Here is a 25789-nt window from a genome sequence, read left to right as displayed (position 1 = left end):
GTATACCCAAATCACCCCTAAATTGAGCCAAATCACCACCTAGTTCCACCTTTCCACCCTGTGGCACATCAGCCCGCCCATAGTGTCCTTCTCAGAACGCAGCCCCGGTTCAACTGCCGGGATCACTGCCGAAGCACTCGGACAATCATTGGGGTTGGGGAATTGAAGCTGAGTCAGCAACAGAGCATTGGCGCCGCTGTGGATCAATGGATCACGGGGGTACCTGGACGGATACCGGGCCATGTCATTTTCGTTGAGAATCCCGTGCACGCCGGCTATGCGAAGACGCTCGCGGGAGAGGGTTCCACGGTTCTGGTTCTGAACGGGGACAAGGCCGACGACGGCATTGTTGCGGTATCCGGATCCTTCGATATCGCGGGGGAAGAGCTTCTGGTGGACGGCTCGCTCAGCTTGGAAATCCAGGATTATGTGGCCATCCCTTTTGTGAACCTCGTGGGCGTCACGGTAGTCCGCGTCACCACCGAGGAGGACTGGCAGGCGTTTTTCGATGACGCAGAGGAAGCCATGCTCTCTGGGCACTTTGTCCAGCAACTCACCGAAGTCAACGCAGTCCTGGCGGAGCGTGCACTCTTGAGCGGGGTGGCGAGGGACAATCTGCTCCTGACGCGGCTGCACATCACCCAGGATGGCGCGGTCCGGACAGGACCCTACGGAACCACAATCGGTACGGTCAGTGATTCGCTGGCTGACCTCAGAGTCCGGGCCGCTTCCTTGAGGCCGGAGTCCGCCGTCGCCGCTGTGCACTACCCCTGGGACACCCAGGACTCCCTCGCCGCCAAGCCCTGGATCCCGCGGTACCTTGCAGCTTTGGACGCGTGGAAGTTCATACCGCGTGAAGACAGGGCCAACACGAGCTTGGTGGGATTCGGGATCAGCCTTTACGGAGCCAATCCCAGCGATGGCCTGGCACCAGCAAACGCCCCTTTCATCCTCAAGACGGCAGCAGAGCACAATCTGCTGGACACTCGAACAGGCAGGCTCTTCAAAATCGGTGCGGACGCTGCGGCCATCATTGAGGCCGTCTCCAATATGAGGGACATCAAGGCGGCCGCGAGGGTGGTGGCACCAGCCCTCAAGGTTTCAGCTGCTGTGGCTGAAGGGGCCGCCAGAGCAGTGGTCACGCAGTTTGAGCAGCTCGGCATCCCTCTCTTGGGTGCACGCTGATGACCGCGACTCCAAACATGGACCGGCCACTTTGGGTACCGCTGGTCACTCAGCATGGCTTTGATGACTCGAGCTACACGGCTGTCACCGCCGACGGCGTCCACGTCACCTTTGAGGACGGCCGGCAAAGGATCTGCGCAAAGAGCGGGCTATGGAATACCAACCTTGGCTACGGGAACCGGCAGATAGCCGAGGCCACCGCCACGGAACTCCACACCGCGTCCTATCTTCCGTTGTTCCGCACGTCCCATCGGAAAGCCTTGGAGGCTTCACGAGCCCTGCTGAGCCTGCCGGCACACACCTTCCAGCGTGTGCTGTTCTCCACTTCCGGCGGAGCGGCCAATGACGCAGCCATGAAGCTCGCCCGCCACTACGCCGTGCTGAACGGGCAACCGGAGCGGAAGCTCGTGGTGGGATTGCGCGGCAGTTATCACGGCCTGACCTATGGCAGTCAGGCCCTGAGCGGTGACGAACTGGGGCAGGGGTTGTACGGCGTGGACCGGCGGAACATCCGCCACGTCAGGTTTGACGATTACGCCGCGGAACTGACTCGGCTCATGCAAAGGGAAGGCCACAGGGTAGCTGCGGTCATTGTGGAACCTGTTCTGGGTTCAGGCGCGGAATCGGTGCCGAATGCTTTCATCGACGAGGTCATCAAGCACCGGGACCACCACGGTTTCCTGCTGGTAGCGGACGAGGTTGCTACAGGCTTCGGGCGGGTGAGCGGTTGGTTCGCCTCGGATGAATGGCCCCAACAGCCGGACATCATTGTCACGTCCAAGGGTCTGACCAACGGCACCAGCGCATGCGCAGCCCTCCTGATAGCCCAACGGGTAACTCAACGCTTTGACTCCACTGAGTCGATCTTCATCCACGGGGAAACCCAGGCTGGAACCCCGGCAACGTGCGCGGCAATACTCAGCACCATCGCTGAGATGAAACGGCTGGACCACCACACCCTCAGCAGGCGGGTTGCAGAGCGACTCAACAGGCTCATTGAGGATCTTCAACGCATCCCGGGAGTTGGCAACTCCACTGGTCGCGGCTGCATGCGTGGCCTCAAGCTCCACTCCAGAAACGGCATGCCGCTCTCTTCCGAGGACGTCCTGGCCGTGGTGTGGAGCATCCATCAAGCCGGCGCAATCGTTCAACCGGGGCCCGGGCGCATCCAATTGTTGCCCGCGCTGACCTACACCGAGGAGAACTTTGTGGAACTCCACACCGCAATGGAAACCGGCCTGCGCAGGGCCGAAAGCGACGGAGTCTTCGAATGATTACGGACCACGGGCTGAGGACCCGCTGCATCATTTCCGACGACGGGATGGCACCCAAGTACGTGGGTGGCCTCACCCGCGGCAGGACGGGTTTGGTAGTGGACGCCGGCCTTGCCGTTCACCGCGATCGACTCTTGGCCTGTGACCTCAAAGGATCAGCCGTGTTGGAGTTGACCGCGGCACCAGTGACGGTGGAGACGCTGCGGAACGTAGGGGGCTTCATCCGCGAAAACGGTCTTCAGACCATGGTGGGACTAGGCGGCGGCTCAGTCCTGGACGCGGTAAAGCTCGCTGCGCTCTTCACGGCCGACCCTGCTCTGACCATATTTGCGGAACGCCACGCGAAACGCTCAGGCCTGTTGGTGTTGCCGCCCGTCACCAACCCCAAAGAGCGACCCAAAACCATTCTCATGCCGTCCACTGTGGGGACCGGCGCCGAAGTCAGCGCGGTAGCGTGCCTGGACACCGCCGTCGGACGCCGCCTGATAGCCTCCCGCAACCTGGCAGGGGATGTTGCCATGCTCGACGCCGGGCACCTCGCCACCCTGCCCCGGCACCTGGTTCTTGAAGGCCTGCTCGAAGCTCTTTTGAGGGTGGCCGGGACCATGGTGGGCAGCCGGCAGAGCATCTTTGACGACGACGGCCACGTCCTTATCCAACGGATAGTCCGGTTGGGAGAGCAACTGACAATCCACGATTCGCCCGAACTCCGGCTGAACGCGGCGCGGCTCAGCATGGAGACGCACACGGGATGGGCCCTCATGGGACGCAATCCCTACGGAGCCAGGCACTGGTACCTCGCGAACGAGCTCGCCTACGCCACAGGTGTCAGAAAGATGACGGCGACAGCCTCCGTGATCGGTCCCATCTGGGAAGAGATTGGCCTAGGCGCGGCAGCGTGGGGAGATCCACAGCGCCTCCAACAACTCTGGTCTGTGGTGATCGAGACGTTGCCGAACCTGGATCCTGAACCGGCTCGCGGCATCAACGGGCTGATGCGGAGCTGGGGTATCTCCGGGCTCGAAGCCATCAGCGAAGAAACGGTGGTTCTAACCACGCAAGCCGCCCTCCGCAGCTGGGGCGGAGCGCTTCCGATGCTGCGCGGCATTGACGCCGCGCAGATCCACCACGTCCTCATGGCTGCGGCAAGAGGACGCCACGCCTTGTCAGGCCCCACGGGCGATCTACGAGCGGGCAAGAGAGAGGAGGTGAATACATGAACAGCACAGCACTCAAGGCCTTGGACCTCAACATCCAGGAGCTGGAGGCCATGGACGTTCCGGACGATTGGGACGAACGGATTAAGGGCATTACGGCAGGACTGGCATTGGTGGGCATCGCGGTGGCCATCACCTGATCGCGGCGCCCACCAGGGAAAACCTTGCACCGAGGGGAGGTGTAAACGAATGCAAAATCAGCTCAATATCTCCATCCAGGAAATCGAGTCGATGGATACCCCGGACTTCAACAACTGGTTCATCGGGGTGACCCAGGGAGTCGCAATCGGCGTCATAGCCGTCAGCATCACCTAAAACCCTGAGCTCCGCCCGCGTCCTGAGAAGCAAGAAAGGAGGAAGTCATGATCGCAACCCCGAACCTTCAGCTGACCATCGAAGAGCTGGAGAACCTCGACACCCCGGACGATACACCGTGGTACATCCGCGTTGGTGACGTCATCATCATTGCCGGCGTCGTCGTCGGCCTCGCCGCCACCTAAGCCAGTTCACGCGGGTGGTGCCATGTTGGCCGCCACCCGCGTGAACCCACACCACAACACCAACTCCCGGAGGACACGAGCTGATGAGCACCGCACCAGATGAGACCGTCGACGCCATTTTGCGGATCCTTGGACACATGGATCCGCCCGAGGATCTTTACAGTGTTTCCGGATCGCGCCTCTATGACCAGATCACCGCCAACGATCTCACTGAGCTTCCCGAAATCCTGGCTGCTGCGCGCAAAACCTCGGGGCCCATCCTGGAACTCGCATCAGGTTCGGGGCGGATCACGCGTCCGCTCCTTGCCCTGGGCCGTCCATTGACCGCCGTGGATTCGTCGCCGGAAATGCTGGCAATGCTCAAGGAGAATGCCGCCACCAAAGCCTTCAACCCCCGCGGCGTGCAGCTTGAATTGCTGGAGGCGGACATGTCCCGCTTTGATGTGGACGGCCGCTTCGGTTGCGTGGTTCTCGGCGCCAGTTCCATCACTCTCCTTGACCCGGCGGGCCGCTGGGATCTGTTCCGCAGGGTGCGCGAATGCCTTACACCGGACGGAAAGTTCCTGCTGACGGTTCTTAACGCGGACAACCATCAGGCCCCCGCCAGCAATGACGGGCGTTGTACAGTCTCAGCTCTGGGTGAAGACTCTTTCCTGATTACTGCCGAAGGCCGTGATCCCGCCAACGGAGCGCGTCACGTCACCATGATCCATGTCAGCTTCGGCGTAGACGGGACCTACAGGTCTTCTGCCTATGCCAGCGATGTCGCCTTTCTGAGCAACAGCCTCCTGGAGGAAGAAATCACTGCCGAAGGGCTGACCATCCTGGAACGCAGGCCCGTAAGAATAGCCTCACCGAGCCCTGGTTTGGACGATGTGGAGCTATGGGTGTGCGGCAAATGAGCGTTGACGCCGTACGAACGCTGCAGCCTTCACTGGGGCTGGTGTCCGAAGCCTCTATTTACGTGCCCAATGAGGTGGGGCTGTGGCGAACCGTAGGACGACTAGCCAACAGTGCACCGGGTACTCGGATCGGCTCGGCCGTTGGAGCCTTTGACATCACTAAGCGGGCATCGCTGACCAGAGGGGCGGGCGAAGCGGTGGAACGATTCGCGTTGGTTCCCGTGCCGTCGGACTCAGAACACCTGCTCTCCCGGGATAGAGGCCTGAACACCCGCATCGACTTTGCAGGCGCCGGACTGGGTCACGCATCCGCGCTCGCCTGCGATCTTCCTTGGTACCGAGCCACTGATTTGCTGACTGGAGAGCCCACACTGGTGCCCGCCCCTCTTGTGGACTACACCCCCGGACACAGCCAGCTGAACTCCTGGGATGGCTACTTTGACCCATCACCCAACGGTGCAGCGTCCGGACCCTCGGAAGAATTCGCGCAAGCTGCCGGCGTTGCGGAAGTCATGGAAAGGGACGCCTTTCTGAGAGCATGGCGCCAGCGGATTCCACTTGAGAAGTTCGATGCCGAAAGCATGCCCGTTGCAGTGCGGCAGGGCCCGGAAGCCCGGGGACTCAGCCTGCTCCTCGTCGCTGCCCGGGCCGCAGCTGTGGAGCCCACCCTGGCCTTCATTCCGGACGGCGACGGGAGTCCGCTGCTGACCGCAGTGTGCATCATTACTGAAAGCACGGGACGCACGGAATTTGGCGCTGTGGGACTTAAGGCTGCCTCGGATCCGGTCACTGCCCTTAGAGGAGCGCTTCAGGAAGGACTGCAAATCCGGGAGCTCTTCCTCAGCCGCGCACAATCCGCCGGGGCCGCCTCCTCCTGCACGGAGTCTGTCAGGCAAGCCTTCCCGGTGAGGGACACGCCAGTGATCGACGACGACTCCCGCGCCGATTTCTGGACAACCGCAGCGGCGGTCGCAGAGTTGCGGCAGTGGGTTGGATCCTTCAAACCGTCCGGCTTCCCTGCGAGCAACCCCGCGCCCGAGGTGAAAAGTCTGGTGCAGTACTTGGCGCAGCGAAACATCGGCTCTCACTGGGTCAGCCTCACCCACAGGCTTCCACCGGCCATTCAGGAGCTGGGATGGGTGGCCGGCAAGGCCATCTGCCCCGGGGCCGTCCCGCTGACCATGGATGAAACCAAGGAACTGTTCGTCACGCCTGGCTGCCCTTCAACCCCCCACCCCTTGATATGAGCAGGTTGGGGAAGACAGCCCAGAGGGAGATCGAGTGGCCGGTGCGGCTTGCGTCGTCCGCTTCCGTTGACGCGCCGCTGCAGGACGGCGGGCCGTGGATAGTTGCCATCAGCGGTGTGCCGAAAGCACGCGTCTCTTCCGACGTCGCCGATGTCCTGAAAGCCCTGGACGGCCACCTGCAACCGGCCCAGATTGCCCAGCAGCTGGGACCCCTCTGGACGCCGGCGGATGTGGAAGGGATTGTGCGCCAGTTGGCGCACACAGGAATTTTCGACGACGGCGCGAGGCCGGCTGAGACCCGGCGGGTCCAGTTCCGGCCGCCCTTCACGGTGCAGTTCACCCTTTTCAACCCGACGCGGCTGTTGGAGGCGTTCCGTCCGGGAGTAACGGCCATGATGAGTCCTGCCGGGTCGGTGATCGCCCTGCTTCTTCTTCTTCTCAGCGGACTCATCGGCGTGTTCTTGGCGGGGCCCGGTATGTGGCGTCTGCTCTCAACACCGCTTCCCTTGGAGGCCTACCTGTATGTGCTGGCGGCGATGTTCGTGTCCACGTTGCTGCACGAACTCGGCCACGGCATGGCGCTCACCTGCTTTGGGGGTACCCCGAGGCGGATCGGCATCATGCTCTTCTACTTGTCGCCCGCGTTCTTCTGCGACGTTACCGATGGTTGGAGATTGAGTTCCGCAAAGCAGCGGATGGTGGTCGCCCTTGCCGGACCCATGGTGCACGTAGCCCTGGGCAGCGTTGCCATGACGGTGCAGGTGTTTCTTCCGGACTCGTCAGTGAAGGATGCAGCTGTCCTCTACGGAATGATTTGCTACGCCGTGGCAGTGCTGAACCTATTTCCGTTCATCAAATTGGATGGCTATGTAGCTTTGATGTCGGCACTGGACATTCCCCACCTCCGCAAGAAATCGATCGATGCGTTGGCAGACGTCTTCAGCTCACGCATCCTGGGGTCCCGGCGAGCGTTGCCAGGCCAACGTCTTCTGCCGTGGTTCGGGCTGGCTAGCTTCTTAGCGGGCATTACTTTCATGGTGATCGGCTACCAACGGCTGGTGCCCATCTTCTTGCAGCTGGGCTACGCCGGGCACCTCGTTGTTTTTGGTGTCCTTTGCTTGTTGCTGGTGATGGCTTCCCGGAGCGTCATCCGCTTTTTCCGCAGGGCAGCGCGGAATGGAAGCCCACTGTGGAGACGGATCCTCGCCGTCACCGGGGGAGCCGTGGCTGCTGGGGCACTCATTGCGCTGGTACCAGTGAAGCCGGTGACCGTAGCTGGATACACCTATGCAAACGGCGAATTACGTGTGGTGGCACCTTTGCAGGCTTCCGGTAAAGCGTTCGCACCTGGTGATCGCGTCACTCTGCAATCGCAGGGAATGATCATTCACGAAAACCTGGGCCGGGCCACCATTGACGACGCGCCGCCGTCGAACTCCATGGCCCCGCTGGATACCATCGCCCCCATCAACCTGCCCGGCAATACCTTGCCGGTTGTTGCCTACCCCAGCGAGTTGGAGTCAGGGATGAACCTGTCCACCTCCGGCCGCGCCGAAGTGACAAGCCAACACGAGCTGAGCCTGGGGGAATGGCTTTGGGATGCGGCCGTGAACTCGCCGCTATGGCCAGGCCAACCCGGACAAACCACCCAAGCCACGAGAGGGCACTTATGACAATTCACGCCAGTTTCAAGGCGTTCAGTAAGAAAAGAGGCTCGCGGTTCGCTGTTGAAGACCTTACTTTTGACGTACCTGCCGGGCGTGTGGTGGGCCTGATTGGGCCCAACGGTGCGGGGAAGAGCACCGCGCTCGCAGGGCTGACGGGTCTGGTGGAAGCAACGTCCGGGCGTGCAACCGTCTTCGGCTGTGACTACAGGGCCCTCCCCAGACCTGCCACCAAAGTGGGCGTGAACCTGGATGGCATGGATGTGGAGCCTGGACTGACGGGCCGCCGCCATCTGCAGATCTGTCAGCTGGCCGCCGGGTCTGACAAGGAAAATGTAGAGCGGGTCCTTGGCTTGGTGGATCTCGCAGCCGAAGGGAACAAGAAGGTACGGGACTACTCGCTGGGAATGCGCCAACGCCTGGGAATTGCCTCCGCCTTGGTGGGCAGCCCGGAAATGCTTGTCCTTGATGAACCCGCCAACGGGCTTGACCCTCAGGGCGTCCAATGGCTGCGGAAGTTCCTCCGGGAATTCGCGGCGTCCGGAGGGAGCGCGCTGGTTTCAAGCCACCAACTCATGGAACTGGAGAAAGTTGCCGATGAGGTGGTGATTCTCAAGCAAAAGACCCTGTTCCGAGGCACCCTCAAGGAGGCCAAGGCTCTGGGCGGAGGCAGCTTGGAATCGGCGTACTTCAAGATCCTGGAGGGATCCCAATGAGCCGGGTGGCAGGCTCCTTGGCCAATGGACTGCGCTCAGAGCTCCTCCGCTTCGTCAGCGGCTATTCAGTACTCGGCATCATGGCATTCACCGCGCTGATTCCATGGTTTGTTGCCAATTTTCTGGGTTGGCCCGGTAATTCGGAAGTGCTAACTTCTGCAGATAACGTCCAAACATTTTGGGCCCTTTCAGCGAGCATTGCACCCGTGGCAACGTTTGCTGGAAGCTATCTGGTCACCCGGGAGTCCTATTACGGAACTCTTCGGCGCAGCGTTGTGATGTCCGGGCTGAAGCGGGTGCTGACAGCCAAATACGTGGCCGCAGCGCTGGTTGGTGTTGCCACTGTCATCACCGGAATAGCGCTGTGGGGCCTCAGCATGACGTTCACGCTGACCCCTGCTGTAAGGGACCAACTGCTGACCGCCGAGTCATGGCAGCACATGCCGGGCGTGCTGCTGGCCTCAACCATGGGTGCCTTATGGGGTTGTTCCCTGGGCTGGATCATCCGGCACTATTACGCCACCACCATCCTGACGTTGCTCATTCCGCTGGCCCTCGAGCTGCCCCTCCTGGTAAGCACGCCCGAGCTGGCCCGATTGCTTCCCTCCGGTGCTTTGGCGGGAATTGCAACCCTGCCCTTCGATGGCCTCCTGGACCCACTGCCGGCTTTTCTTGTGTCGCTCGCTTGGGTCCTCGCATCAGCCTTGTGCGCGGTACGGCTTCTCAGAGGCAAGGAGTTCCAGTGATCCACGTAGTTCCCGCTTTCCTCGCGGACATGAGGCGCCCCTGGTTGTGGCTCGGATCAGCCATGTGCGCCGTGCTGGTGTTGGGGCTTCTGGGCATCCTCATTGGCATGGCAAGCCTGGAACCCCAAACGCCGCCGGGGTTTGATGGGGTTCTTCTGGAAGCAGGGTTGTCCCTCATGCTCACGGCCGCTGCGGTGGTGGGGTCCTTCTCCTTTACATCGGACTATAGGGCAGGGTGCTTCACACGCAGGGTGCTGCTGTTCCAACGTGGACCGGCCTTCACTGCCCGGGCAGGCAGCACTGTCCTGACGGCCCTTCTCTCCGGAGCAGCTGTGGGGGTCCTGTCCGGTCTGTCTGGGGAACTCGTGGCCCGGGCATGGGGAGTCACTCCTCAAACCGTCCTGTCCTTTGCCGGCATGGCCGCCATGGGGGCGCTGTGGGGCTTCGCCATTGGATCCCTTATACGCAGCCACTTGGTAAGTCTCTTCGTAGTGCCCTTGAGCCTGGTTGTACCTGAACTCCTGCCCGGATCATTAGGCCGGGTCAAAGAGTTCTTCTTCCCTGTCCTTGCCGGTGACTGGGCCGAGCAATCAGCTGTCCACTTAACGTCATCAGGTTCTTTTACAGGAGCCATGATCTGGCTTGTAGTAGTTACAGCGGTTGCATTCGGGGTGTTCCTGAAGCGGGATCTGGCCTGACATCTATTCAGTTTCAAGTAAAGGAAATACGCAATGAACCGCAGCCCGTTGGTTTGGCTCTTTTTGGCATTGGTTCTTGGGGCCTATGCCGTGTCCATTTTCGTCTCCACTTCAGATCAACCGTGGTGGTCCACCCTTTCCGGGATCGTCATTGCGGGAGCGTCCTTGGTGGCATTGTGGAGGTTCATCCGGGAGGTCAAGAAGAATCGCCAACCCTGAGCTGATCCAGGCGCTACTTGCCTGGCTTGGCCCCTTTCACCACCATCGCCGAACCTCCGCCACGGCGTTCAGGCTCGGCGGCTGCGGTCATCGATCCGTCCGGGTTGAACTCAATGGCGGTTGCTGCCCCGATCTCGGCTGCAGAGGTAAAGGCGTCACCCGCCGGAATCAGATCGTGGCCCAAGGACTCCAGCGCCGGACCGTAGGCGTCAATAAAGGCAGGCTCGGAAGTCACCGTGGCACCGTTTCGCGGAGAAGTACGTGGCGCAGCGAGGGCTTCCGAGACTGTCATCCCGAGGTCGACGCGGTTCAGGATGGTCTGCAGGACCGTGGTGATGATGGTGGATCCGCCGGGGGAGCCCAGTGCCAGGAACGGCTTCTGGTCCTTAAGAATGATCGTCGGCGACATTGAAGAACGCGGCCGCTTGTTCGGTTCAATCCGGTTGGGATCCTTCGGGTCATACACCGTGCTGAAGTCAGTCAGCTCGTTGTTGAGCAGGAAGCCCCGGCCCGGGACAACGATTCCCGAACCGCCGGTCTGCTCGATCGTCAGCGTGTATTCCACCACGTTGCCCCACTTGTCGGCGACCGTGAGGTTCGTGGTGGAAATGTTCTCTGTATCCGAGTCCTTGGCGAGGGGCGCCACGGCAGCCGGGCACGCGCCGTCGTACTCCTTTACATTGCCGGGGGCTACGGGCTTGGGAGCGGCCGCCGTCGGATCAATCTCACACGAGCGTTCCTTGGCAAAGACGTCGTCCAGCAGCGTGGTGGTGGGGACATTGACGAAAGCAGGATCGCCCACGTAGGCACCACGATCCGCGAAAGCCAGCGAGCTGGCCTCGATGTAGTGGTGGAGGGCATCCACAGGCGTCATGCCCTTGAGGTCGTAGTTTTCCAGGATGTTCAGCGACTCACCCACCGTTGTGCCGCCACTGCTGGAAGGAGCCATGCCGTAAACGTCGTAGCCGCGGTACTCCACCACGGTGGGGTCCTGGTCCAACACCTTGTAGTTGGCGAGGTCCTGTGTGGTCATGAAACCTACCGGCACTGGAAGAGCGGTTGTGGCGGTTTTGGGCGGAGCCTGGACTGTTTGGACGATCTCCTCCGCGAGCGGGCCGCCATAGAAGGCGTCCGTGCCCTCCTTGGCCAGTTGCCTGTAAGTCTCCGCGAGATCGGGGTTCTTGAAAACACTTCCGACGGCGGGAGCGTCACCGCCGGGAAGGAACAGATCCTGAGTGGACGTGAAGGCGTCGAAGCGGAGCTTGTTATCCAACGTCTGCTGCCTGAAGGTCTGGTCCACTACGAAGCCGCGGTTCGCCACCTTGATGGCAGGTTTCAGGGCTTCACCCAGGTCCAGTGTTCCCCAGCGCTCCAGCGCCCGCTCCCACGTTGCGGGTGTGCCCGGGACGCCGACGGAGACGCCGCTGGTGACAAGGTCCGGTGTGAACTTGTAGGGCTTGCCTTCGGGGTCCGCGGGATTGATGAAAGCATCGTTCGGCATGCCCGCCGGAGCCGTCTCGCGCCCGTCAATAGTTCCAACTTGCTTGGTCTTCGCGTCATAGAAAACGAAGTAGCCGCCGCCTCCAATGCCGGCACTGTAGGGCTCGGTAACTCCCAGGGTTGCTGCTGCGGCGACGGCGGCGTCGGCAGCGTTGCCACCCTTCCTGAGTACTTCGATGGCAGCTGCGGAAGCCTCAGGGTCCACGGTGCTCACGGCGCCGCCGTAGCCGGTGGCCGTGGCTGTCTTGTCTGTTTCGCGGGGGTCTGCGAAGGCCGGACTGGCCATCGCGCCGCTCGTCGCAGTCAGTGCCAAGGCTGCCGTAACCGCAGCCAGTTGACGTCGCACATGTGTCATGGTGTCTCCCAGAGTTGTTCCAGACGATGATGTGGGTGGACGGTCCGGTCACCCTATCGCGGGGCCAGGTGTGGAACAACGGTTGAAATGCTGGTGCATTGGGCGTAAGGCGCTGCGTTGAAACTCATTGCGGTTGGTCGCCGCGCCCACGCCATTCTTCGCTGCCCCAGCGCTCCAAGGCGGCGACGGTCTCGCGCAAAGCCAGCCCGCGATCGGTCAGTGCATAGGCCCTGGTGTTGTGCCGGAGCGGCAAACGGAACAGGACCCCGGCGGCCTCAAGTTCGCGGAGACGCGTGGCGAGCATGTTGGTAGGCACTCCGAGCTCGCGCTGTAAATCACCATAGCGCTGTGGCCCGTCGAGCAGACGCTCCACAATGAGCAGGGCCCACCGTGCCCCAACAACCTCAAGGGCGGCGGCGAGATCACTCATGCGGTGGGATCAGAGTCCGGCTTCATCCAGAATGGCGAGTAGTGGTAGCCGTCCAGGTCATCGAACTGGCGCTGGTACATGAACGGGTAGTCGTCCGTGTCTCCGATTCGTCCGCCGGCGGCACCAGCACGTTCGACGAGCTCGTCCACAGCCTCACGGCTGCCAAGGTCGAATGACACAGTGACCTTCGATGGAGTGTCGGGGCCACCGACCAGTTCCTCGGAAGCTCCAACACTCGCATACATTTCGCGGCTTCCGAGCATAACGTACTGCTCGGGTGCGATCGCGAAGCATGACACGTTGTGATCAGACATTTCGGTGTTGAGGGTCCAGCCGAGGGCGGTGTAGAAGTCGGTGGCACGCTGGACGTTCTCAACCGGGCAGGTGATAAAGAGGCTCATGCGGGCCATACTTGCAAAATGCAAGTGCGGCGTCAAGAGTCAGCTGCAAGGCCCGTGCTGTCAACGCCTTGCCGTGAGCGTCTGCGGGACACAACGGCCCGGACTCCCACCCCAAGCAGCCCGATGACAACCGCAAGCAACAGTGTTGGCAAGGCCCCGCCGTCGGGACCTAGCGTTGCCGCGAGGATCTGCCGGCTCATCAGCAGCATCTCCGGAAGGTCTCCAGCGGAGACCCTGGTTCCCAAGACGTACTGCACTGAGGTGAACAGGGCCGGAATCACCCACAAGAAGGCAAGGTTGAGAACCCAGGCAACCAGTCGCCGGGCAGGCAGGAAACCGCACCAGGCAAGAGCGCAACCTGCCAGGATTGCCGGCACCCATCGGGCGATGGACGGCACCGCAGTGGGGACGTTGATGTAACCCATCACACCCACCACCCATTCAACGGCCCAGGATGTGAGGGGCACAGCCATGAGTCCACATCCGATGGTGGCCTTGACTGTTGAACGGGACGAGATAAGAACAAGTGCAACGAGCGCTGCAACCATGGAGCCGATGACGCCGGCCAGAAGACCGCCGAAGTAGAGGCTGGACATGCTCCCTGGCGCAAGGCCTTGGTGGAGCACCGAGAACGACTGGATGGTGGCGACGAGTTGGACGGTGAAAACGCCGCCGACGCCGCACCAGGTGACGAGTCGACGTCGGGCCGGTGACCAGATGCGAATGGAGAGCCCTGCCGCTGCGCCACCCACAGTGAGGAGCGCGACGATGGTTGTCAGTTCGTATTGGCTGAGGGGCAGCAAGGCGAGGGGCATGTGATCCGGCCAGACCTGTGTGGCCCAGAGGTTCTGTAAGGGAAGCCGGGCGCCGGTGATCCACCAGGGGGACAACCCAAGAACTCCGGCGAGGAGGCCAATCAGCCAAGCCCGTGCGGCGTCGCTGCCCTTGGTTGGCCGCGTCAGGGGCAGCCGATGGCTCTGTTCCGTTGCGGGCTCGGAATGGCTCACGGAAGCTCCTCGGGGTGAGTAAAGTGACGAGTCGCCCACGTGTCGGGTGGACCGATCACCAATAGTACACCGAGTGGATTAATTCCGGCCGTACCGCATCCACCAACTTTGAGGAGCGACGCAGGAAGGCGCGGCCTCATAGCGGGGTGTCGGCCGGATTGGGGATCCAAAGTAGGTGGTGGCGGCGCAAGCCCGGCTCACACAACCAGCCGCAAAGGCCGCTGCCCCAACTGAACGGTGATCTCCTGCCCCCATGAGGCGGTAAGACGGTCATCTTCCATGCCGTCCCCGAATACCACCAGCTGATCGGAAGCCACGGTAATCCGCAGGACTTCCCCGGATTCCAGAACACCTTCAGTCAGCGAGGCGCCGGTGATGGGGGAGGGCCATGCTTCGCGGACGAACCATGCGAGCCGCGGATCGGTGGGGGCGGGAAGGGCGCGTCCGCCGCGTTCCAAGGCAATGGAGGCGCACCAGCCTGTGGCTCCGGTCCCGGTGGAAACGATGAGGCCCGACGACGATTGCCGCTCAGTTTGTCCGCCCGGCTGGGTGAAACTTGGGGCCGTGATGGAGTATTTCGCCGATTGATGGGAGGCGTGCCCTGCGAAAACTTCGTTCAGCGCCGAAAGCTGCTGGCCGTCGTCGAGCGTTGCCGTCACGGTGGTGAGGTCTTGGCAGCGCAGCCGCCCCGCATCAGCGGAAGCGAGGAGGGCAGCTGCTGCTGCGGGCGTGTGCCGGACGAGGACTCCCGGGTTGGCGCCGGGCTCCGGATCAATGCCGATAACGGGCTGGCCGTTCAGATACTTGGCAACGTTGGCCACCAATCCGTCTTGCCCCACCACCGCAATGATGTCCTCGGCAGTGAGCAGGAAGCGGCTCAGGTCTGCGCGTTCCACCTCGGCTTGTCGCCAATCAGAGGGGACGGAAGCCCTGATGGTTGCCAGCGCGTCAGCCAGGCGATCATGGCGGTCCTGCACGTCCTGGATGCTGCGACCACGGGTGCGGAGGAAAAACTCGGCCTGGCCTCGGGTGGCGTGCCTGTCCAGGAGTTCCTGGAGTTCGGTTCGCCGGTGGACAATGACGATTCGCGGAGTTGCCATGATGGGTCCTTACTTGACGGTTTCAACGGGGGCGGCGGGTTCCTTGAATAGCCCGGCGAGTGCTCCGCTGAGCAGGTCCGGGGTGATGGTGAGGTTCCCGATGTTCGGCAGGCTGCCGGCGGCATCCTTGAGTGCCAGCGCCATCAGCGTGGCCTGCTCCATGCCCCGGTAGACCTCCATGGTGGCGGCTTCGCGGGCTGCGGCGGCTTCACCGACGAGTCGAATCTGGTTGGCCTCGGCCGCTGCGCCAATACCTTTTCGTTCAGCGGAGCCTTGTGCCTCGATGAGCCCCGCGGCGGCTTTCTCTTCGGCTGCGCGGCGGGCGTTGGCGCCCTCTTGGGCCACCAGGTTCTCCCGCCGGACGGCGAGTTCAATCTGGCTCGCCATTTCGTTCTCGGAAATAGTGCGTTCGCGTTCGACGGCGACTGCCCGCCTCTCGTACACGGCCCGGTCCGCTTCGGCTTGGAGTTGTTCGCGCACTGGAGTCTGCAGCGCACGTTCGACGTCGGCCTCGGGTCTGATGGCCAGTACCTGAACGCCGAGGATTTCGATGCCTGTGGACTGGAGACGGGCATCTGCCCGCAGGGCCTCCGTGAGCACCAGCCGGAGTTGGCTGACTCCGCGTGCCAATGCTTCGGCCAGTGTGGTGGTGGCGATTTGGTCGATCGCGTGGCTCTGGCAGAGCTGGCCGATGATGGTGGACACCTGCTCGCGTCCGGTTGCAGGTGCCTTGCCGGCGGTCTGGAGTCCAAAGTCGAGTCGGGTGGACACGGCCACGGGATCAATGAACCGGTACGTAACGTTGGCCTGAACGCTCACATCCTGGTGGTCGCGGGTGATGGCGTGGAAGAGGGTGGGCAGTTCCTGGTCGTCGACGGGGACCTCGCTGAGGACGGAGTTCGCGGGGCGGAAGAAGAATGCCTGTCCAACTCCTTGGTGCTTGACTGCACCTTTCTGCAGGTGGACGACGTAACCGGTGGGGCTGCCGAGGAAGTGGCTGATCCAGGGGTAGCGCTTGATGATGGCCATGGTGTTCTCGCTTTCATTTGTTGTCGTCAACTTGACGATAACTCTACAGTAGGGGCAGCTCAGCATTATTGTCAACATGACGATAATTACTTACGATTGATGCATGCCTGCATCCCATCCGGCGCCCGAGCGCTTCCCGGTGACCGTCGACGTCGTCGCCCTCACCGTTCGCGAAGGCGAGCTGAACGTCCTGCTCATCACCCGACTCATCGAGCCCTTCCGCGGCAAACTCGCGCTTCCCGGCGGCTTCGTCCTCGCGGGGGAGAACCTCCTCGAGGCGGCGGGCCGGGAACTCGCGGAGGAAACCGGTGTCGAACATCTGCCCGGGCACCTTGAGCAGTTGGGGAGTTACGGCCCGAAGGGGCGCGATCCCCGCGGCGACGTCCTCACTGTGGCGCACCTGCTGCTCGCGCCGGACTTTCCAGTGTTGGCGGCCGGCAGCGACGCCGAACAGGCTGCCTGGTACCCGGTGCGGGAAGTCCTCGACGGGACGCTTGAGCTCGCCTTCGACCATGCGCGCATCCTCGACGACGCCCTGGAACGGGCCAAATCCAAGCTCGAGTACTCACCCTTGGGCGCCGCGTTCTGCGGGGAAGAGTTCACCATTGCCCAACTCCGCACCGTTTACGAAGCCGTGTGGGGTACGCGCCTGGATCCGCGGAACTTCCACAGAAAAGCTACTGGGACGCCCGGCTTCCTGGAAGAAGTCGGACGGATGACAACGGGCGACGCCGGGAGGCCGGCTGCGCTTTTCCGGCTCGCCCCCGAGGCGCGTCCGACGCCGGGCCAGCCCACGCGCGCGGTCCTGAACCCGCCGCTGATGCGACCGCGGGAGTAACGTACATGCGCACCCAACCAGGGGATAGCAAGCGCTCCAACTGAGGGACAGCCAACGGGGACGTTAGCTGTCCCTCAGTTTGCCGGCCTGGGTCATGATGGAAGCGGCTGTGGACTCAGGGTCTGGCGTGGAGATCAGCCAGGTGCGGCTGGGGGTCTCCAGGGCGATGGCCGGACCGCCGACCAGCAGCCCCCACGTTCGCTGGCCCAAGTACCGGACGCCGAAACCTTCGATCATGGAACTGGATGGCGCAGGGGAGGCATCAAGGATGTCCTCCAGCGGGATCGTCTTGGAGTAGAACGGACGGCATCTGACCGTTAGGTTCTGCTCTGTGGCTTCAACGGTCACCGTGATGTGAAGTACTGAGACTGTCAGGAGGGCAATGGCCGCAACCAGCCCTGCGCTGACCAGCAGCACACCGCTGGGAATGGCGGTCACGATGACGAAGACGCAAGCCAGTCCCATGACGCTTGCGATGACCTGCTGCGAGCCGCGGCTGATCCTAACTACTGAAATCAGTCTTGAAACCTTAGCGTCGCCCAAGACCGTGCATTTCGCGCAAAGAACTCCTTTGCACACGTTTCGACTGCACGAGCCTGTCGACATGCAGAACAGCCGCAACCACAGCGAGGCCGATCAACAGGGCATAAACAGCACCCACTGGGCGCATCAATGAAGCGTACGTCCTGAATCCGAACACGAAGATCAGCAGACTGCGTCTGGTTTTGGTACTCATAAACTTCCCCCAAGAACGCCGTAGTTGGCATGGGGGGAGCATACCCGGCAAGCGACAGGGAACAAGTCAAGCCAGGTCTAGGGGCGGGGGACTGCTGCCTCTTCGCTGGCGGCGATCGCACGGTTCAGCTGGGCCAGGACGTCGCTGGGCTCGCCGTTGGCGTCCACTTCAACAAGGTCTTTGTATTCGGGCAGCGAACGGTACGCGTCCCGGAATGCCCGCAAATCGGCCACTGTCTCCTGATCTGTACCGCGCGCCATGACCCGCGCATGAGCAACGGCAGGGTCGGTGTCGAAGTGCACGTGCAGGTCAGCTGCAGGGAGCTTCTTCAGCAGCCACGGAAGCAGCCGTCCGCGTCCCAGTCCGGCGGTCCGGCGCAAGGCCAGTTGGCAGTGGAGGTGACGGTCCATCACTACCAGGCCGTGGAATTGCCGGGCCCGTGCATGGTTGAGCAGCACGTTGAACAGCCGGACGGCTGTTTCAATAGTGTCAGTAACCCGTGGTGGCAGCGTCCACCCGTATCGTGCCGAAAGGATGGACATCCTCCGGCGGGCAGCATGATTGCTCAGCAGCAGTGCGCTTCGTCCTTCAGCGCGAGCCGAATCGACCAAGGCGCGGGCCGCCGTCGTTTTTCCTGATCCGTCAATTCCCGTCAGAACAATAAGCACGTGCCCTCCCTTCGTCATCTGTACAACTCGTTCCATGTACAACGCAGGAAGGGCGTCACTTGTGCCGGTTGAGGTGTAGATCACAACCTGGGGGTGGCCGGGTATCGGGGCCGGAAAGGAGTGGAACCTTGAGGGTGTCCACCTCAAAGGGCTTCCAAGTTTCCTGTCCAACTACTTCGCTACGACGTAATGCACGCCTATCATGATGCTATGTACGTGCCCTTCGCGGACCCAGTGTTCGTTTGAAGTAATTCCGTGGGGGTACGTAAGCGATATAGGGGAGAAATTCCCTGATCGGTGCCCGTTGGCATGGGTGGCGCTTCAGAAATGAAGTACCAGCGGACGCCTTCCTGAATAGACAACCGTTATTGAAAGGGATGCGTAGCTCAATGAATACACTCTTAATAATCGCCGGTGTAATTGCGATCATCTTGCTCTTGGTGGGCGGATTCAATCAAGCTCTCAGCTTCCTGCTGTGGGTTGGAATCATCCTGCTGGTGCTGGCCCTCATTGGCTGGGTAGTGGGCCGAGGCCGGTCGCGCGTATGACGACAGACCCAAGCGAAGTTGCCGGTTTTGCCCAGGTTCGCGATGGGACCACCACTCCCGGTCACCCTATTCCCAGGGACCCTGGAATGCCCGAGTCAAGTAGCCAGGTGCCGGTAGGTGATGCTTCGTCGGAAAGTCCGGACGACGCCGTCGATGCCGGTCCCAGCGAATCGGCCAGTCCGCCCGGACCGGCAGAAGAAAAGGACGAGAAGACCGCGGATACGCGTGGTCTGACTACCGAAACCAATCCCACGGATTGATGGGCACCAGCGCGGCCGCGAACAGGAGAAATCCAGTACGCGGCCGCGCTCTTGTGGCAGGCCAGGTTTCACGGTTTGTCCGCTAATTGCTGGGTTGTCTTTAGCGATTGGGAAATGAATGCGAATTGGATCAATCATCGGGTTGTTCGTGGTGGTGTGGCTCATTATCGGTGCCGTTGCTGCCGGTCAGCGGGGATATTTCACATCTCCCCCCGCGCAGTGTTCGCAGATCGCCACCATTGCGTTGAATATTGTTGCCGGCCCGCTCAATTACACGGGCTTGGATCCGCAAGGTGGCTGTGAGATTCCACAACCCTCGTAAGTAACCCCTGCCGTCTGTCCGCAGTCCTGCGGTGGACCTGGCGGGAAGTATGACGGCGGCCCAGTCACGCGCCGCTGCGCATGTCACTTGACGTCCCGTGGCGATGCTCTGCGGGATGACCCAGGGGAGCACCCTACGCCCTCGAATAGCCTTTTACTAAGTTTGCTGACTATTATCGTCAAAGGCATGGACATGCCACCAAGGGGCCTTATAGGTTCGAAGTGTTCCATTAACACGTTCCACCGCTCAGGGAAAGGACAGTTCACATGGACAAGCAGAATGCCACACCGGAAGAGGAAGTGGGAGGCTACGGCACTCCTACCGCCGAGCAGGAAGCCGGCGGAGGCCAGGCGCAGCCCCGCGTAGAAGAAGACATCGAGGAAGCCTCCCTCGGCGAGGGCACTGGAGCGCCAAACCTCAGCCACCTGGATCCGGAGGATTCAGACAGCGCAGGCGAGCCCGGTGCCGGCCGATTCGGCGGAACCGAGGAGCAGGCCCACGCCGAGCAGTCCTCGTTGCCCGACGGCAATGACGACAGCCTGCCGGACGGCAGCGGCAACGATCTTCCGCAGGAAGAGGCTCCCAATGACGATGACGAAGAAAGTTTCGACGCCGGCTAAGAGCTTCGGCTGGCGCGCTTAAGACAGGCGCGCCACTGGTTAAGCAGCCAGCCGGCTGGCGCGCCCCAGCAGTACAGCATGAGCACCCGAGACTCGATCGAAGGAGCAACCTATGGCTACGGTCAATAAATCAGTTGAAGTAGATGTCCCTGTATCTGTCGCCTACAACCAGTGGACACAGTTTGAGACCTTCCCTCAGTTCATGAACGGAGTGGAGGCCGTAGAACAAATTGACGAGACGGGCCTTCACTTTTCCACCAATGTGGGCGGAGTGAAGCGCGAGTACAACGCGCAAATCGTTGAGCAGGTGCCGGACTCCTTGATCAGCTGGGCCAGCGTTGATGGCCCACGAAACGGCGGCACGGTGAGCTTCGAGCCCTTGGGCGCTGACCGGACGCGGGTGAACGTTGAGATCGTGTGGGAGCCCGAGGGCCTTGCTGAAAAGGCAGGTTCAGCCCTTGGTGCGGACAGCCTGCGAGTTGGTGCAGATCTGGACAAGTTCAAGAAATTCATCGAAGCCCAGGGTCATGAAACCGGTGCCTGGCGCGGCACGGTGTCCGGCGGAGACGTTGATGACACGGGTGAGACCTTTGGCAGTGGAGTAACAACGGCCGAGTTCCCACCTGTTGATCCGGACCTTTCGGCGCCCGCCGCAAATGCCCCCGGTGCCAATGCGCCGGCCGCTAATGAAGGGCCGGCCGAACCGCCGCAGCCACGCGCACCAGGCCTCTAGCGGGGGATCTCTGGTGTGGGGCACTGAACTGACCCACACTGGAGATGGATGCAATGAAATAGCTCCAACGAGGGCCGGCCACTATAACGGGCCGGCCCTCGCGGCACCCCCGAGGATAGGAGTCCTGCGGCCATGGCGACCTCCGGCACTGTGGAAGTTGAACAGAAATTCGACGCCGACGCGTCCACCCCACTGCCGCCTCTGGACCAGTTGGAGAGCATCGGAAAAGTGGGAGAACCGGCCAGCCACAGCTTGGAAGCCATCTACTTTGATACGCGGCACCTTGCCCTCGCCGCCCGCGGGATCACGTTGCGGCGCCGCACCGGTGGTCCGGACGCCGGCTGGCATCTGAAGCTTCCACACAGTGCGGGAAGAAGGACAGAGATCCAGGCACCCTTGGGTACTGCCGATGCAGTCCCCGTTGAACTCATGGACCGCGTAATCGCCTATACCCGTGGCCATGCAGTGGGCGCCATCGCCACACTGAACACGGAACGGACCAGCTACCCCCTGTACGGCACCGATGGTCACCGCGTGGCCGATTTCGTGGATGACCACGTCAGCGCCAAATCCATGCTTGGGGAGCCTCGGGAGCCTCGGGAGCTTCAATGGCGGGAATGGGAAGTTGAGTTGGCAGACTCCGATGACGCGGATGAGGCGGAGAATGCGTTGCTGGGGTCCATAACGAGGCAGCTCTCAGAGGCTGGAGCGAAGCCGAGCGAGCGGACCTCCAAGCTGGCTACCGCATTGGGCGAGGCCTGGCCGGCTCCGAAACGTACTGTTCGTGAGGAGCCCAGCGGCAAGGGCCCGGCGGTGGTTCCCGTGCTCAATTATCTGGACGAGCAAGTGGCCGAGATGCTCCTCCAAGACTCCCACGTCCGGCTTGACCGCGAGGATTCGGTCCATCAGATGAGGTCCCAAATCCGTAGGATCCGGGCCGTGCTCCATGGGTACAGTGCGCTTTTCGAACCGGATGCCGTGAAGGACCTGGAACGAGAATTGAAATCGCTTGCCAAAACCCTGGGCCGGTACCGGGATGTGGAGGTGCTCCACGAACGGTTGAAGGGCAGCCTGGATGAATTGCCCGGGAAGCTGGTTCTGGGTCAGCTGGTGGACGAGCTGGAAGAACGCATGAGCGTAAGGGCCGGTACGGCAATGTCAGCGGTGAGGAACCGCTTGAACAGCCCCCGCTACTTCACTTTGCTGGACAACCTGGAAGCCTTCCTTGAGCATCCGCCGCTGGCAGCAAAGGGTTCGGCGCCGGCATTGAAGACCACCGCGAAGCTCGTCAACAAGGCGGGCAAAAGGCTCCGCAAACGGCATGACGAAGCGGTGAGTGCCGCCGTCGGGCCTCAACGCGACAAAGCGTTCCACGAAGTCCGGAAGGCAGCCAAGAAATTGCGCTTTGCCGCCGCAGCCGTGGAAGGCATCCACGGTAAGCGTGCTGTGAAGCTGGGGAACGCTGCGCACAACGTCCAATCCATCCTCGGCGACCATCAGGACAGCGTCATGGCGCGTGAAGAACTGCTGAAGCTGGGTTCCGCGCCAGGGATCAGCAACGGTGCGTTCACGTATGGAGTGCTCCATGCGATGGAACGCACCGCTGCCGAAGCCACGCAGCAGGAGTACCTGCAGAAGGGCACGAAAGCGCGGAAGCTGCGCCTCAAGAAGTAGGAGTTTGTGTACAGCAAATGCCCTTAAAACGCCTTCTAAAGGTCATCTGCTGTACAAAAACTCCCGGGACTTACTTTTTGAGGAACGCCAGCAATGCCTCGTTGATCTCTGCGCCGTGCGTCCAGAGCAGACCGTGCGGTGCGCCCTCGATTTCCAGGTACTCGGCGCTGGGCAGGGCGTCCTTGAACCGCCGCCCTGTGACGTCGATCGGGAGAATGTTGTCAGCCGTGCCGTGAACAATCAAAGCCGGGACGTCAATCTTGGGGATGTCCGCACGGAAGTCCGTCAGCCAGGTGGGCTGGGCGGCAACTGAGGCGAACGCGCCGGACTTGCTGGCAAGATTCCAGCTGGCATCCACCGAATCCTGGCTGAGCCGGTCGGTGCCCAGGAAAGTGTCAGTGTTGTAGAAGTTCTTGAAGAAGTCGGTGAAGAAGGCGTAGCGGTCTGCCTTCACGGCCTCGGCGAGGCCATCGAAGACGTCCTGCGGGACGCCGTCAGGGTTGTCATCGGTCTTCAGCAGGAACGGCTCCAACGAACCGAGGAACACAGCCTTGGCAACACGGGCCGAACCGTACGTGCTGATGTACCTCGCAACTTCGCCGGTGCCCATGGAGAAGCCCACCAGGACGGCATCGTTCAGGTCCAGCGTGTCCAGCACGGTCTTCAGGTCTGCGGCGAAGGTGTCGTAGTCGTAGCCCTCGGTGGGCTGGCTGGACTTGCCGAAACCGCGGCGATCGTACGTGATGACGCGGTAACCGGCGTCCAGCAACGCGGCTGTCTGCTTCTCCCAGGAAGAACCGTCCAACGGGTAGCCGTGAATCAGGACCACTGCCTGGCCGGTCCCATGGTCCTCGTAGTAAAGCTCAATCTCAGTGCTGTTTTCGTTTCCGACGGTGATGTAAGCCAAAACTCAAGTCCCTTCGATGCGGTTCAACACGAACGTTTCCAGCCTACTGGCCTGCTGCGACGCCGGCACGGACTCTGTCATGGTGTTGGCGGGAGGCAGCCACAGCATCCATGTTGTCCTCCGCCCACTCCTTGAGGCGGAAAATCACCGGCAGCAAAGATTGTCCGCGGTGCGTGAGCTCATAGTCAGTCCGCACCGGAACGGATGCAGTGACCTCACGGGTGATGAGGCCGTCACGCTCCAGGGTGCGGAGTGTTGAGGTCAGCATTTTCTGGCTGGCGCCGGGAATTCGGCGTCGCAGTTCACTGTGCCGTTGCGGCCCTTCCTCCAAGGCGAGCATCACCAGCGTCACCCATTTACTGCTGATGGCTTCCATCAGTTGGCGTGCAGGGCAGAACTCCAGGGAGGCGTTGTACCGGTGCTGTTCCCGCTCGCGGCTTTGGTCAGCTGTGAGTGTCATGCCCTCATCATCGCAGGCACCCGGGGGTGCCTTGGGCACAATAAAGTGCGTTCTTACGCTGGGTTACATACCCGGGCGAGGATCGATCCGGGGGGCAAAGCGTCCCCCGGATCGAAAGGAAAGCATGCCCTCCATCCTCCACATCAATGCCTCGCCCCGCTACGCGCACAGCGATTCCCTGCGGCTCGCCCACCACTTCCTTGACTCAGTTCAAGCTGCCGTCCCTGAGACGTTCGAGGTGGAGACTGTGAACCTGTTCGACGACGGCGCGTTGCCGGCTTTCGGCCGGACCGCAGCGGCCGCGAAAATGGCGGTCTTCACCGGCCGGGACCAATCGCCCGAACAGATGGCAGCCTGGGAGTCTGCTCGAGCTGTGTTCGACCAGTTTGCGGCCGCGGACGCCTACGTTTTCAACATTCCCATGTGGAACGCAGGCGTGCCCTACGTGCTGAAGCAGTGGATCGACATCATCACCCAGCCGGGCTGGAGCTTCGGATTCCACCCGGAGCAGGGCTACACCGGACTTATGCAGGGCAAGCACGCGGTAGCCATCCACACCAGCGGAGTTTATGCTCACGGAGTTCCTGCAGCGTTCGGTTCCGATTTCAGCAGCACCTTCTTCGCCGACTGGTTGAACTTTGTAGGGATCAGCGACGCCACGCACATCCGCTTCGCCCCAACCGTGCTCAACGCGGACGTCGAGGGCACAAGGCGGCTCGCTGAAGCGGATCTCAGCGACGCCGCGCTTCTGTTTGCCGGAAAGCTCGAAGCACTGGAGTTGGTAAGGGACTGACCCTACAGGTTGGTCATCCGCTCGCCGGCCTCGTTGTAGCGGCCGCCCTCCACCGTAATTTTCGCGGCGGCCGCCTCGATCTCGTCCAGTTCAGCAGGTGAAAGTTCGACGTCGGCCGCGGCCAGGTTTTCTTCGAGGCGGTGCAGTTTCCGTGTGCCGGGAATCGGCACGATCCAGGGCTTCTGGGCCAGCAACCATGCCAAGGCGATCTGGCCCGGCGTCGCGCCTTTTTGTTCAGCGATTCCGGCGAGGAGGTCCACCACAGCCTGGTTGTTCTGCATCGCCTCGGGCGTGAACCGGGGGATGGTGCTGCGGATGTCGTTGCCTGACTCGAAGCTGGTTGAAGCGTTGATAGTGCCGGTAAGGAAGCCTTTGCCCAGTGGGCTGAAGGGAACGAAGCCGATTCCAAGTTCTTCGCATACGTCCAGGACTTCTTCCTCGGGGCGGCGCCACCACAACGAGTACTCGCTCTGAACCGCAGCCACGGGGAGGACTGCATGAGCCCTCCGGATGGTCCCTGCGGCTGCCTCCGACATACCGAAGTGCTTTACCTTTCCGGCATCTACCAATTCCTTGACGGCACCTGCCACGTCCTCGATTGGCACCTCGGGATCGACGCGATGCTGGTAGTAGAGGTCCAGCGCGTCCACGCCGAGCCGCCGCAGGGATCCCTCAACTACTTCTTTGATGACCTCGGGCCTGCTGGTGACCTTGCCGCTTGGCTTCCGCTCAGCGGGGTCGATGTCCCAGCCGAACTTGGTGGCGATGACCACCTCGTCCTTGAACGGTGCCAATGCTTCGCCAACAAGTTCCTCATTGGCGTAAGGTCCGTAGATCTCGGCGGTGTCAAAGAACGTCACACCACGGTCCACTCCCGTACGGATGAGCGAGATCATCTCCGCGCGGTCCGGCCGTTCGCTGTACCCACCGGTCATGCTCATGCATCCCATGCCTATGGCCGATACCTCCAGGCCTCCGGTGCCAAGTGTGCGCTTTTCCATGGTTGCTCTCCTCTGTTTCCAGGCCGGTTGGTTACTTCG

The 25789-nt window shown here is 61.8% G+C and carries 33 protein-coding genes; 22 read left to right on the top strand and 11 right to left on the bottom strand.

Annotated features, from left to right (window positions below; genetic code table 11):
* The first annotated feature begins 162 nt into the window (after positions 1–162).
* The 13 genes from mpaB (at position 163) to ABI796_RS16515 (ending at position 10368) form a co-directional block, all read left to right on the top strand.
* Entirely contained in the window at positions 163–1185 is a 1023-nt protein-coding gene (gene mpaB, locus ABI796_RS16575; RefSeq protein WP_141280840.1) for a daptide biosynthesis RiPP recognition protein, read from the top strand.
* Positions 1185–2459 (top strand): daptide-type RiPP biosynthesis aminotransferase, encoded by a 1275-nt coding sequence (gene mpaD / locus ABI796_RS16570; RefSeq protein WP_141280842.1) that lies wholly within the window; start codon positions 1185–1187, stop codon positions 2457–2459. Before mpaB ends, mpaD begins: the two co-directional genes overlap by 1 nt.
* On the top strand, positions 2456–3679 hold the full coding sequence (mpaC, locus tag ABI796_RS16565; protein ID WP_141280844.1) for a daptide-type RiPP biosynthesis dehydogenase: 1224 nt from the start codon (positions 2456–2458) through the stop codon (positions 3677–3679). The genes mpaD and mpaC overlap by 4 nt, the downstream gene beginning before the upstream one ends.
* Positions 3676–3816 (top strand): daptide-type RiPP, encoded by a 141-nt coding sequence (locus ABI796_RS16560; protein WP_160147628.1) that lies wholly within the window; start codon positions 3676–3678, stop codon positions 3814–3816. The genes mpaC and ABI796_RS16560 overlap by 4 nt, the downstream gene beginning before the upstream one ends.
* A gap of 49 nt (positions 3817–3865) precedes the next feature.
* Positions 3866–3991 carry a daptide-type RiPP gene (locus ABI796_RS16555; protein ID WP_268891908.1) on the top strand — a complete coding sequence of 42 codons (126 nt, stop codon included), beginning with the start codon at positions 3866–3868 and terminating at the stop codon, positions 3989–3991.
* Between the two features lie 47 nt (positions 3992–4038).
* Positions 4039–4176, top strand: coding sequence for a daptide-type RiPP (locus tag ABI796_RS16550; RefSeq protein ID WP_170224844.1), 138 nt, complete (start codon positions 4039–4041; stop codon positions 4174–4176).
* An 83-nt stretch (positions 4177–4259) separates the two neighbouring features.
* Positions 4260–5078, top strand: coding sequence for a daptide-type RiPP biosynthesis methyltransferase (mpaM, locus tag ABI796_RS16545; protein ID WP_141280846.1), 819 nt, complete (start codon positions 4260–4262; stop codon positions 5076–5078).
* On the top strand, positions 5075–6325 hold the full coding sequence (locus ABI796_RS16540; RefSeq protein WP_303409144.1) for a YcaO-like family protein: 1251 nt from the start codon (positions 5075–5077) through the stop codon (positions 6323–6325). Before mpaM ends, ABI796_RS16540 begins: the two co-directional genes overlap by 4 nt.
* A gap of 5 nt (positions 6326–6330) precedes the next feature.
* Positions 6331–7998: a daptide biosynthesis intramembrane metalloprotease gene (mpaP, locus tag ABI796_RS16535; RefSeq protein WP_373091770.1), complete on the top strand. Its 1668-nt coding sequence runs from the start codon at positions 6331–6333 to the stop codon at positions 7996–7998.
* Positions 7995–8705: an ABC transporter ATP-binding protein gene (locus ABI796_RS16530; RefSeq protein WP_141280848.1), complete on the top strand. Its 711-nt coding sequence runs from the start codon at positions 7995–7997 to the stop codon at positions 8703–8705. Before mpaP ends, ABI796_RS16530 begins: the two co-directional genes overlap by 4 nt.
* A complete protein-coding gene (locus tag ABI796_RS16525) occupies positions 8702–9451 on the top strand; it encodes a hypothetical protein (protein WP_141280850.1) in 750 nt (249 codons plus the stop codon). Before ABI796_RS16530 ends, ABI796_RS16525 begins: the two co-directional genes overlap by 4 nt.
* The gene (locus ABI796_RS16520; RefSeq protein ID WP_141280852.1) at positions 9448–10149 is read left to right on the top strand and encodes a hypothetical protein; all 702 of its coding nucleotides are present in this window, start codon (positions 9448–9450) and stop codon (positions 10147–10149) included. The genes ABI796_RS16525 and ABI796_RS16520 overlap by 4 nt, the downstream gene beginning before the upstream one ends.
* 33 nt (positions 10150–10182) lie before the next feature.
* The gene (locus ABI796_RS16515; protein ID WP_141280854.1) at positions 10183–10368 is read left to right on the top strand and encodes a hypothetical protein; all 186 of its coding nucleotides are present in this window, start codon (positions 10183–10185) and stop codon (positions 10366–10368) included.
* Positions 10369–10381: 13 nt separating this feature from the next.
* Here the strand turns inward: ABI796_RS16515 and ggt are convergent, their stop codons facing one another.
* The 6 genes from ggt to ABI796_RS16485 form a co-directional block, all read right to left on the bottom strand.
* Positions 10382–12223, bottom strand: a complete 1842-nt coding sequence (gene ggt / locus ABI796_RS16510; protein WP_141280856.1) for a gamma-glutamyltransferase — start codon at positions 12221–12223, stop codon at positions 10382–10384.
* A 124-nt stretch (positions 12224–12347) separates the two neighbouring features.
* A complete protein-coding gene (locus ABI796_RS16505) occupies positions 12348–12653 on the bottom strand; it encodes a helix-turn-helix domain-containing protein (RefSeq protein ID WP_141280858.1) in 306 nt (101 codons plus the stop codon).
* A complete protein-coding gene (locus tag ABI796_RS16500; protein ID WP_141280860.1) occupies positions 12650–13054 on the bottom strand; it encodes a VOC family protein in 405 nt (134 codons plus the stop codon). The genes ABI796_RS16505 and ABI796_RS16500 overlap by 4 nt, the downstream gene beginning before the upstream one ends.
* 32 nt (positions 13055–13086) lie before the next feature.
* The gene (locus tag ABI796_RS16495) at positions 13087–14061 is read right to left on the bottom strand and encodes a hypothetical protein (RefSeq protein ID WP_246095642.1); all 975 of its coding nucleotides are present in this window, start codon (positions 14059–14061) and stop codon (positions 13087–13089) included.
* 197 nt (positions 14062–14258) lie between these two features.
* Positions 14259–15161 carry an NAD(+)/NADH kinase gene (locus ABI796_RS16490; protein WP_141280862.1) on the bottom strand — a complete coding sequence of 301 codons (903 nt, stop codon included), beginning with the start codon at positions 15159–15161 and terminating at the stop codon, positions 14259–14261.
* Between the two features lie 9 nt (positions 15162–15170).
* Positions 15171–16190 carry an SPFH domain-containing protein gene (locus ABI796_RS16485; protein ID WP_141281051.1) on the bottom strand — a complete coding sequence of 340 codons (1020 nt, stop codon included), beginning with the start codon at positions 16188–16190 and terminating at the stop codon, positions 15171–15173.
* Between the two features lie 103 nt (positions 16191–16293).
* Between ABI796_RS16485 and ABI796_RS16480 the strand changes: the two genes are divergently transcribed.
* The gene (locus ABI796_RS16480; protein ID WP_141280864.1) at positions 16294–17028 is read left to right on the top strand and encodes an NUDIX domain-containing protein; all 735 of its coding nucleotides are present in this window, start codon (positions 16294–16296) and stop codon (positions 17026–17028) included.
* Positions 17029–17091: 63 nt separating this feature from the next.
* Here the strand turns inward: ABI796_RS16480 and ABI796_RS16475 are convergent, their stop codons facing one another.
* The gene (locus ABI796_RS16475) at positions 17092–17466 is read right to left on the bottom strand and encodes a hypothetical protein (protein WP_246095644.1); all 375 of its coding nucleotides are present in this window, start codon (positions 17464–17466) and stop codon (positions 17092–17094) included.
* Position 17467: 1 nt separating this feature from the next.
* Between ABI796_RS16475 and ABI796_RS16470 the strand changes: the two genes are divergently transcribed.
* Positions 17468–17704 carry a hypothetical protein gene (locus ABI796_RS16470; RefSeq protein WP_170224839.1) on the top strand — a complete coding sequence of 79 codons (237 nt, stop codon included), beginning with the start codon at positions 17468–17470 and terminating at the stop codon, positions 17702–17704.
* A gap of 137 nt (positions 17705–17841) precedes the next feature.
* Here ABI796_RS16470 and ABI796_RS16465 read toward each other — a convergent pair whose 3' ends face one another.
* Positions 17842–18432, bottom strand: coding sequence for an AAA family ATPase (locus ABI796_RS16465; RefSeq protein WP_141280866.1), 591 nt, complete (start codon positions 18430–18432; stop codon positions 17842–17844).
* A 389-nt stretch (positions 18433–18821) separates the two neighbouring features.
* Here ABI796_RS16465 and ABI796_RS16460 point away from each other — a divergent pair, with 389 nt between their 5' ends.
* The 6 genes from ABI796_RS16460 (at position 18822) to ABI796_RS16435 (ending at position 22589) form a co-directional block, all read left to right on the top strand.
* Positions 18822–18980 (top strand): hypothetical protein, encoded by a 159-nt coding sequence (locus tag ABI796_RS16460; protein ID WP_018778776.1) that lies wholly within the window; start codon positions 18822–18824, stop codon positions 18978–18980.
* On the top strand, positions 18977–19240 hold the full coding sequence (locus ABI796_RS16455) for a hypothetical protein (RefSeq protein WP_141280868.1): 264 nt from the start codon (positions 18977–18979) through the stop codon (positions 19238–19240). The genes ABI796_RS16460 and ABI796_RS16455 overlap by 4 nt, the downstream gene beginning before the upstream one ends.
* 118 nt (positions 19241–19358) lie before the next feature.
* On the top strand, positions 19359–19562 hold the full coding sequence (locus tag ABI796_RS16450; RefSeq protein ID WP_141280870.1) for a hypothetical protein: 204 nt from the start codon (positions 19359–19361) through the stop codon (positions 19560–19562).
* Between the two features lie 266 nt (positions 19563–19828).
* A complete protein-coding gene (locus tag ABI796_RS16445; RefSeq protein WP_170224845.1) occupies positions 19829–20182 on the top strand; it encodes a hypothetical protein in 354 nt (117 codons plus the stop codon).
* A 112-nt stretch (positions 20183–20294) separates the two neighbouring features.
* Entirely contained in the window at positions 20295–20915 is a 621-nt protein-coding gene (locus ABI796_RS16440) for an SRPBCC family protein (protein WP_141280872.1), read from the top strand.
* Between the two features lie 132 nt (positions 20916–21047).
* Entirely contained in the window at positions 21048–22589 is a 1542-nt protein-coding gene (locus ABI796_RS16435) for a CYTH and CHAD domain-containing protein (protein ID WP_141280874.1), read from the top strand.
* A 70-nt stretch (positions 22590–22659) separates the two neighbouring features.
* Here ABI796_RS16435 and ABI796_RS16430 read toward each other — a convergent pair whose 3' ends face one another.
* A complete protein-coding gene (locus ABI796_RS16430) occupies positions 22660–23496 on the bottom strand; it encodes an alpha/beta fold hydrolase (RefSeq protein WP_141280876.1) in 837 nt (278 codons plus the stop codon).
* A 43-nt stretch (positions 23497–23539) separates the two neighbouring features.
* On the bottom strand, positions 23540–23956 hold the full coding sequence (locus ABI796_RS16425; RefSeq protein ID WP_141280878.1) for a helix-turn-helix domain-containing protein: 417 nt from the start codon (positions 23954–23956) through the stop codon (positions 23540–23542).
* Between the two features lie 124 nt (positions 23957–24080).
* Between ABI796_RS16425 and ABI796_RS16420 the strand changes: the two genes are divergently transcribed.
* Positions 24081–24749, top strand: coding sequence for an FMN-dependent NADH-azoreductase (locus ABI796_RS16420; protein WP_141280880.1), 669 nt, complete (start codon positions 24081–24083; stop codon positions 24747–24749).
* Between the two features lie 2 nt (positions 24750–24751).
* Here the strand turns inward: ABI796_RS16420 and ABI796_RS16415 are convergent, their stop codons facing one another.
* Positions 24752–25750, bottom strand: coding sequence for an aldo/keto reductase (locus ABI796_RS16415; protein WP_141280882.1), 999 nt, complete (start codon positions 25748–25750; stop codon positions 24752–24754).
* Positions 25751–25789: the final 39 nt, after the last annotated feature.

The sequence above is a fragment of the Paenarthrobacter aurescens genome (genome assembly GCF_041549525.1).
GTDB lineage: Bacteria > Actinomycetota > Actinomycetes > Actinomycetales > Micrococcaceae > Arthrobacter > Arthrobacter aurescens.
The sequence above is the reverse complement of the archived record's forward strand: the minus strand, read 5'-3'. Positions and strand labels throughout refer to the sequence as shown.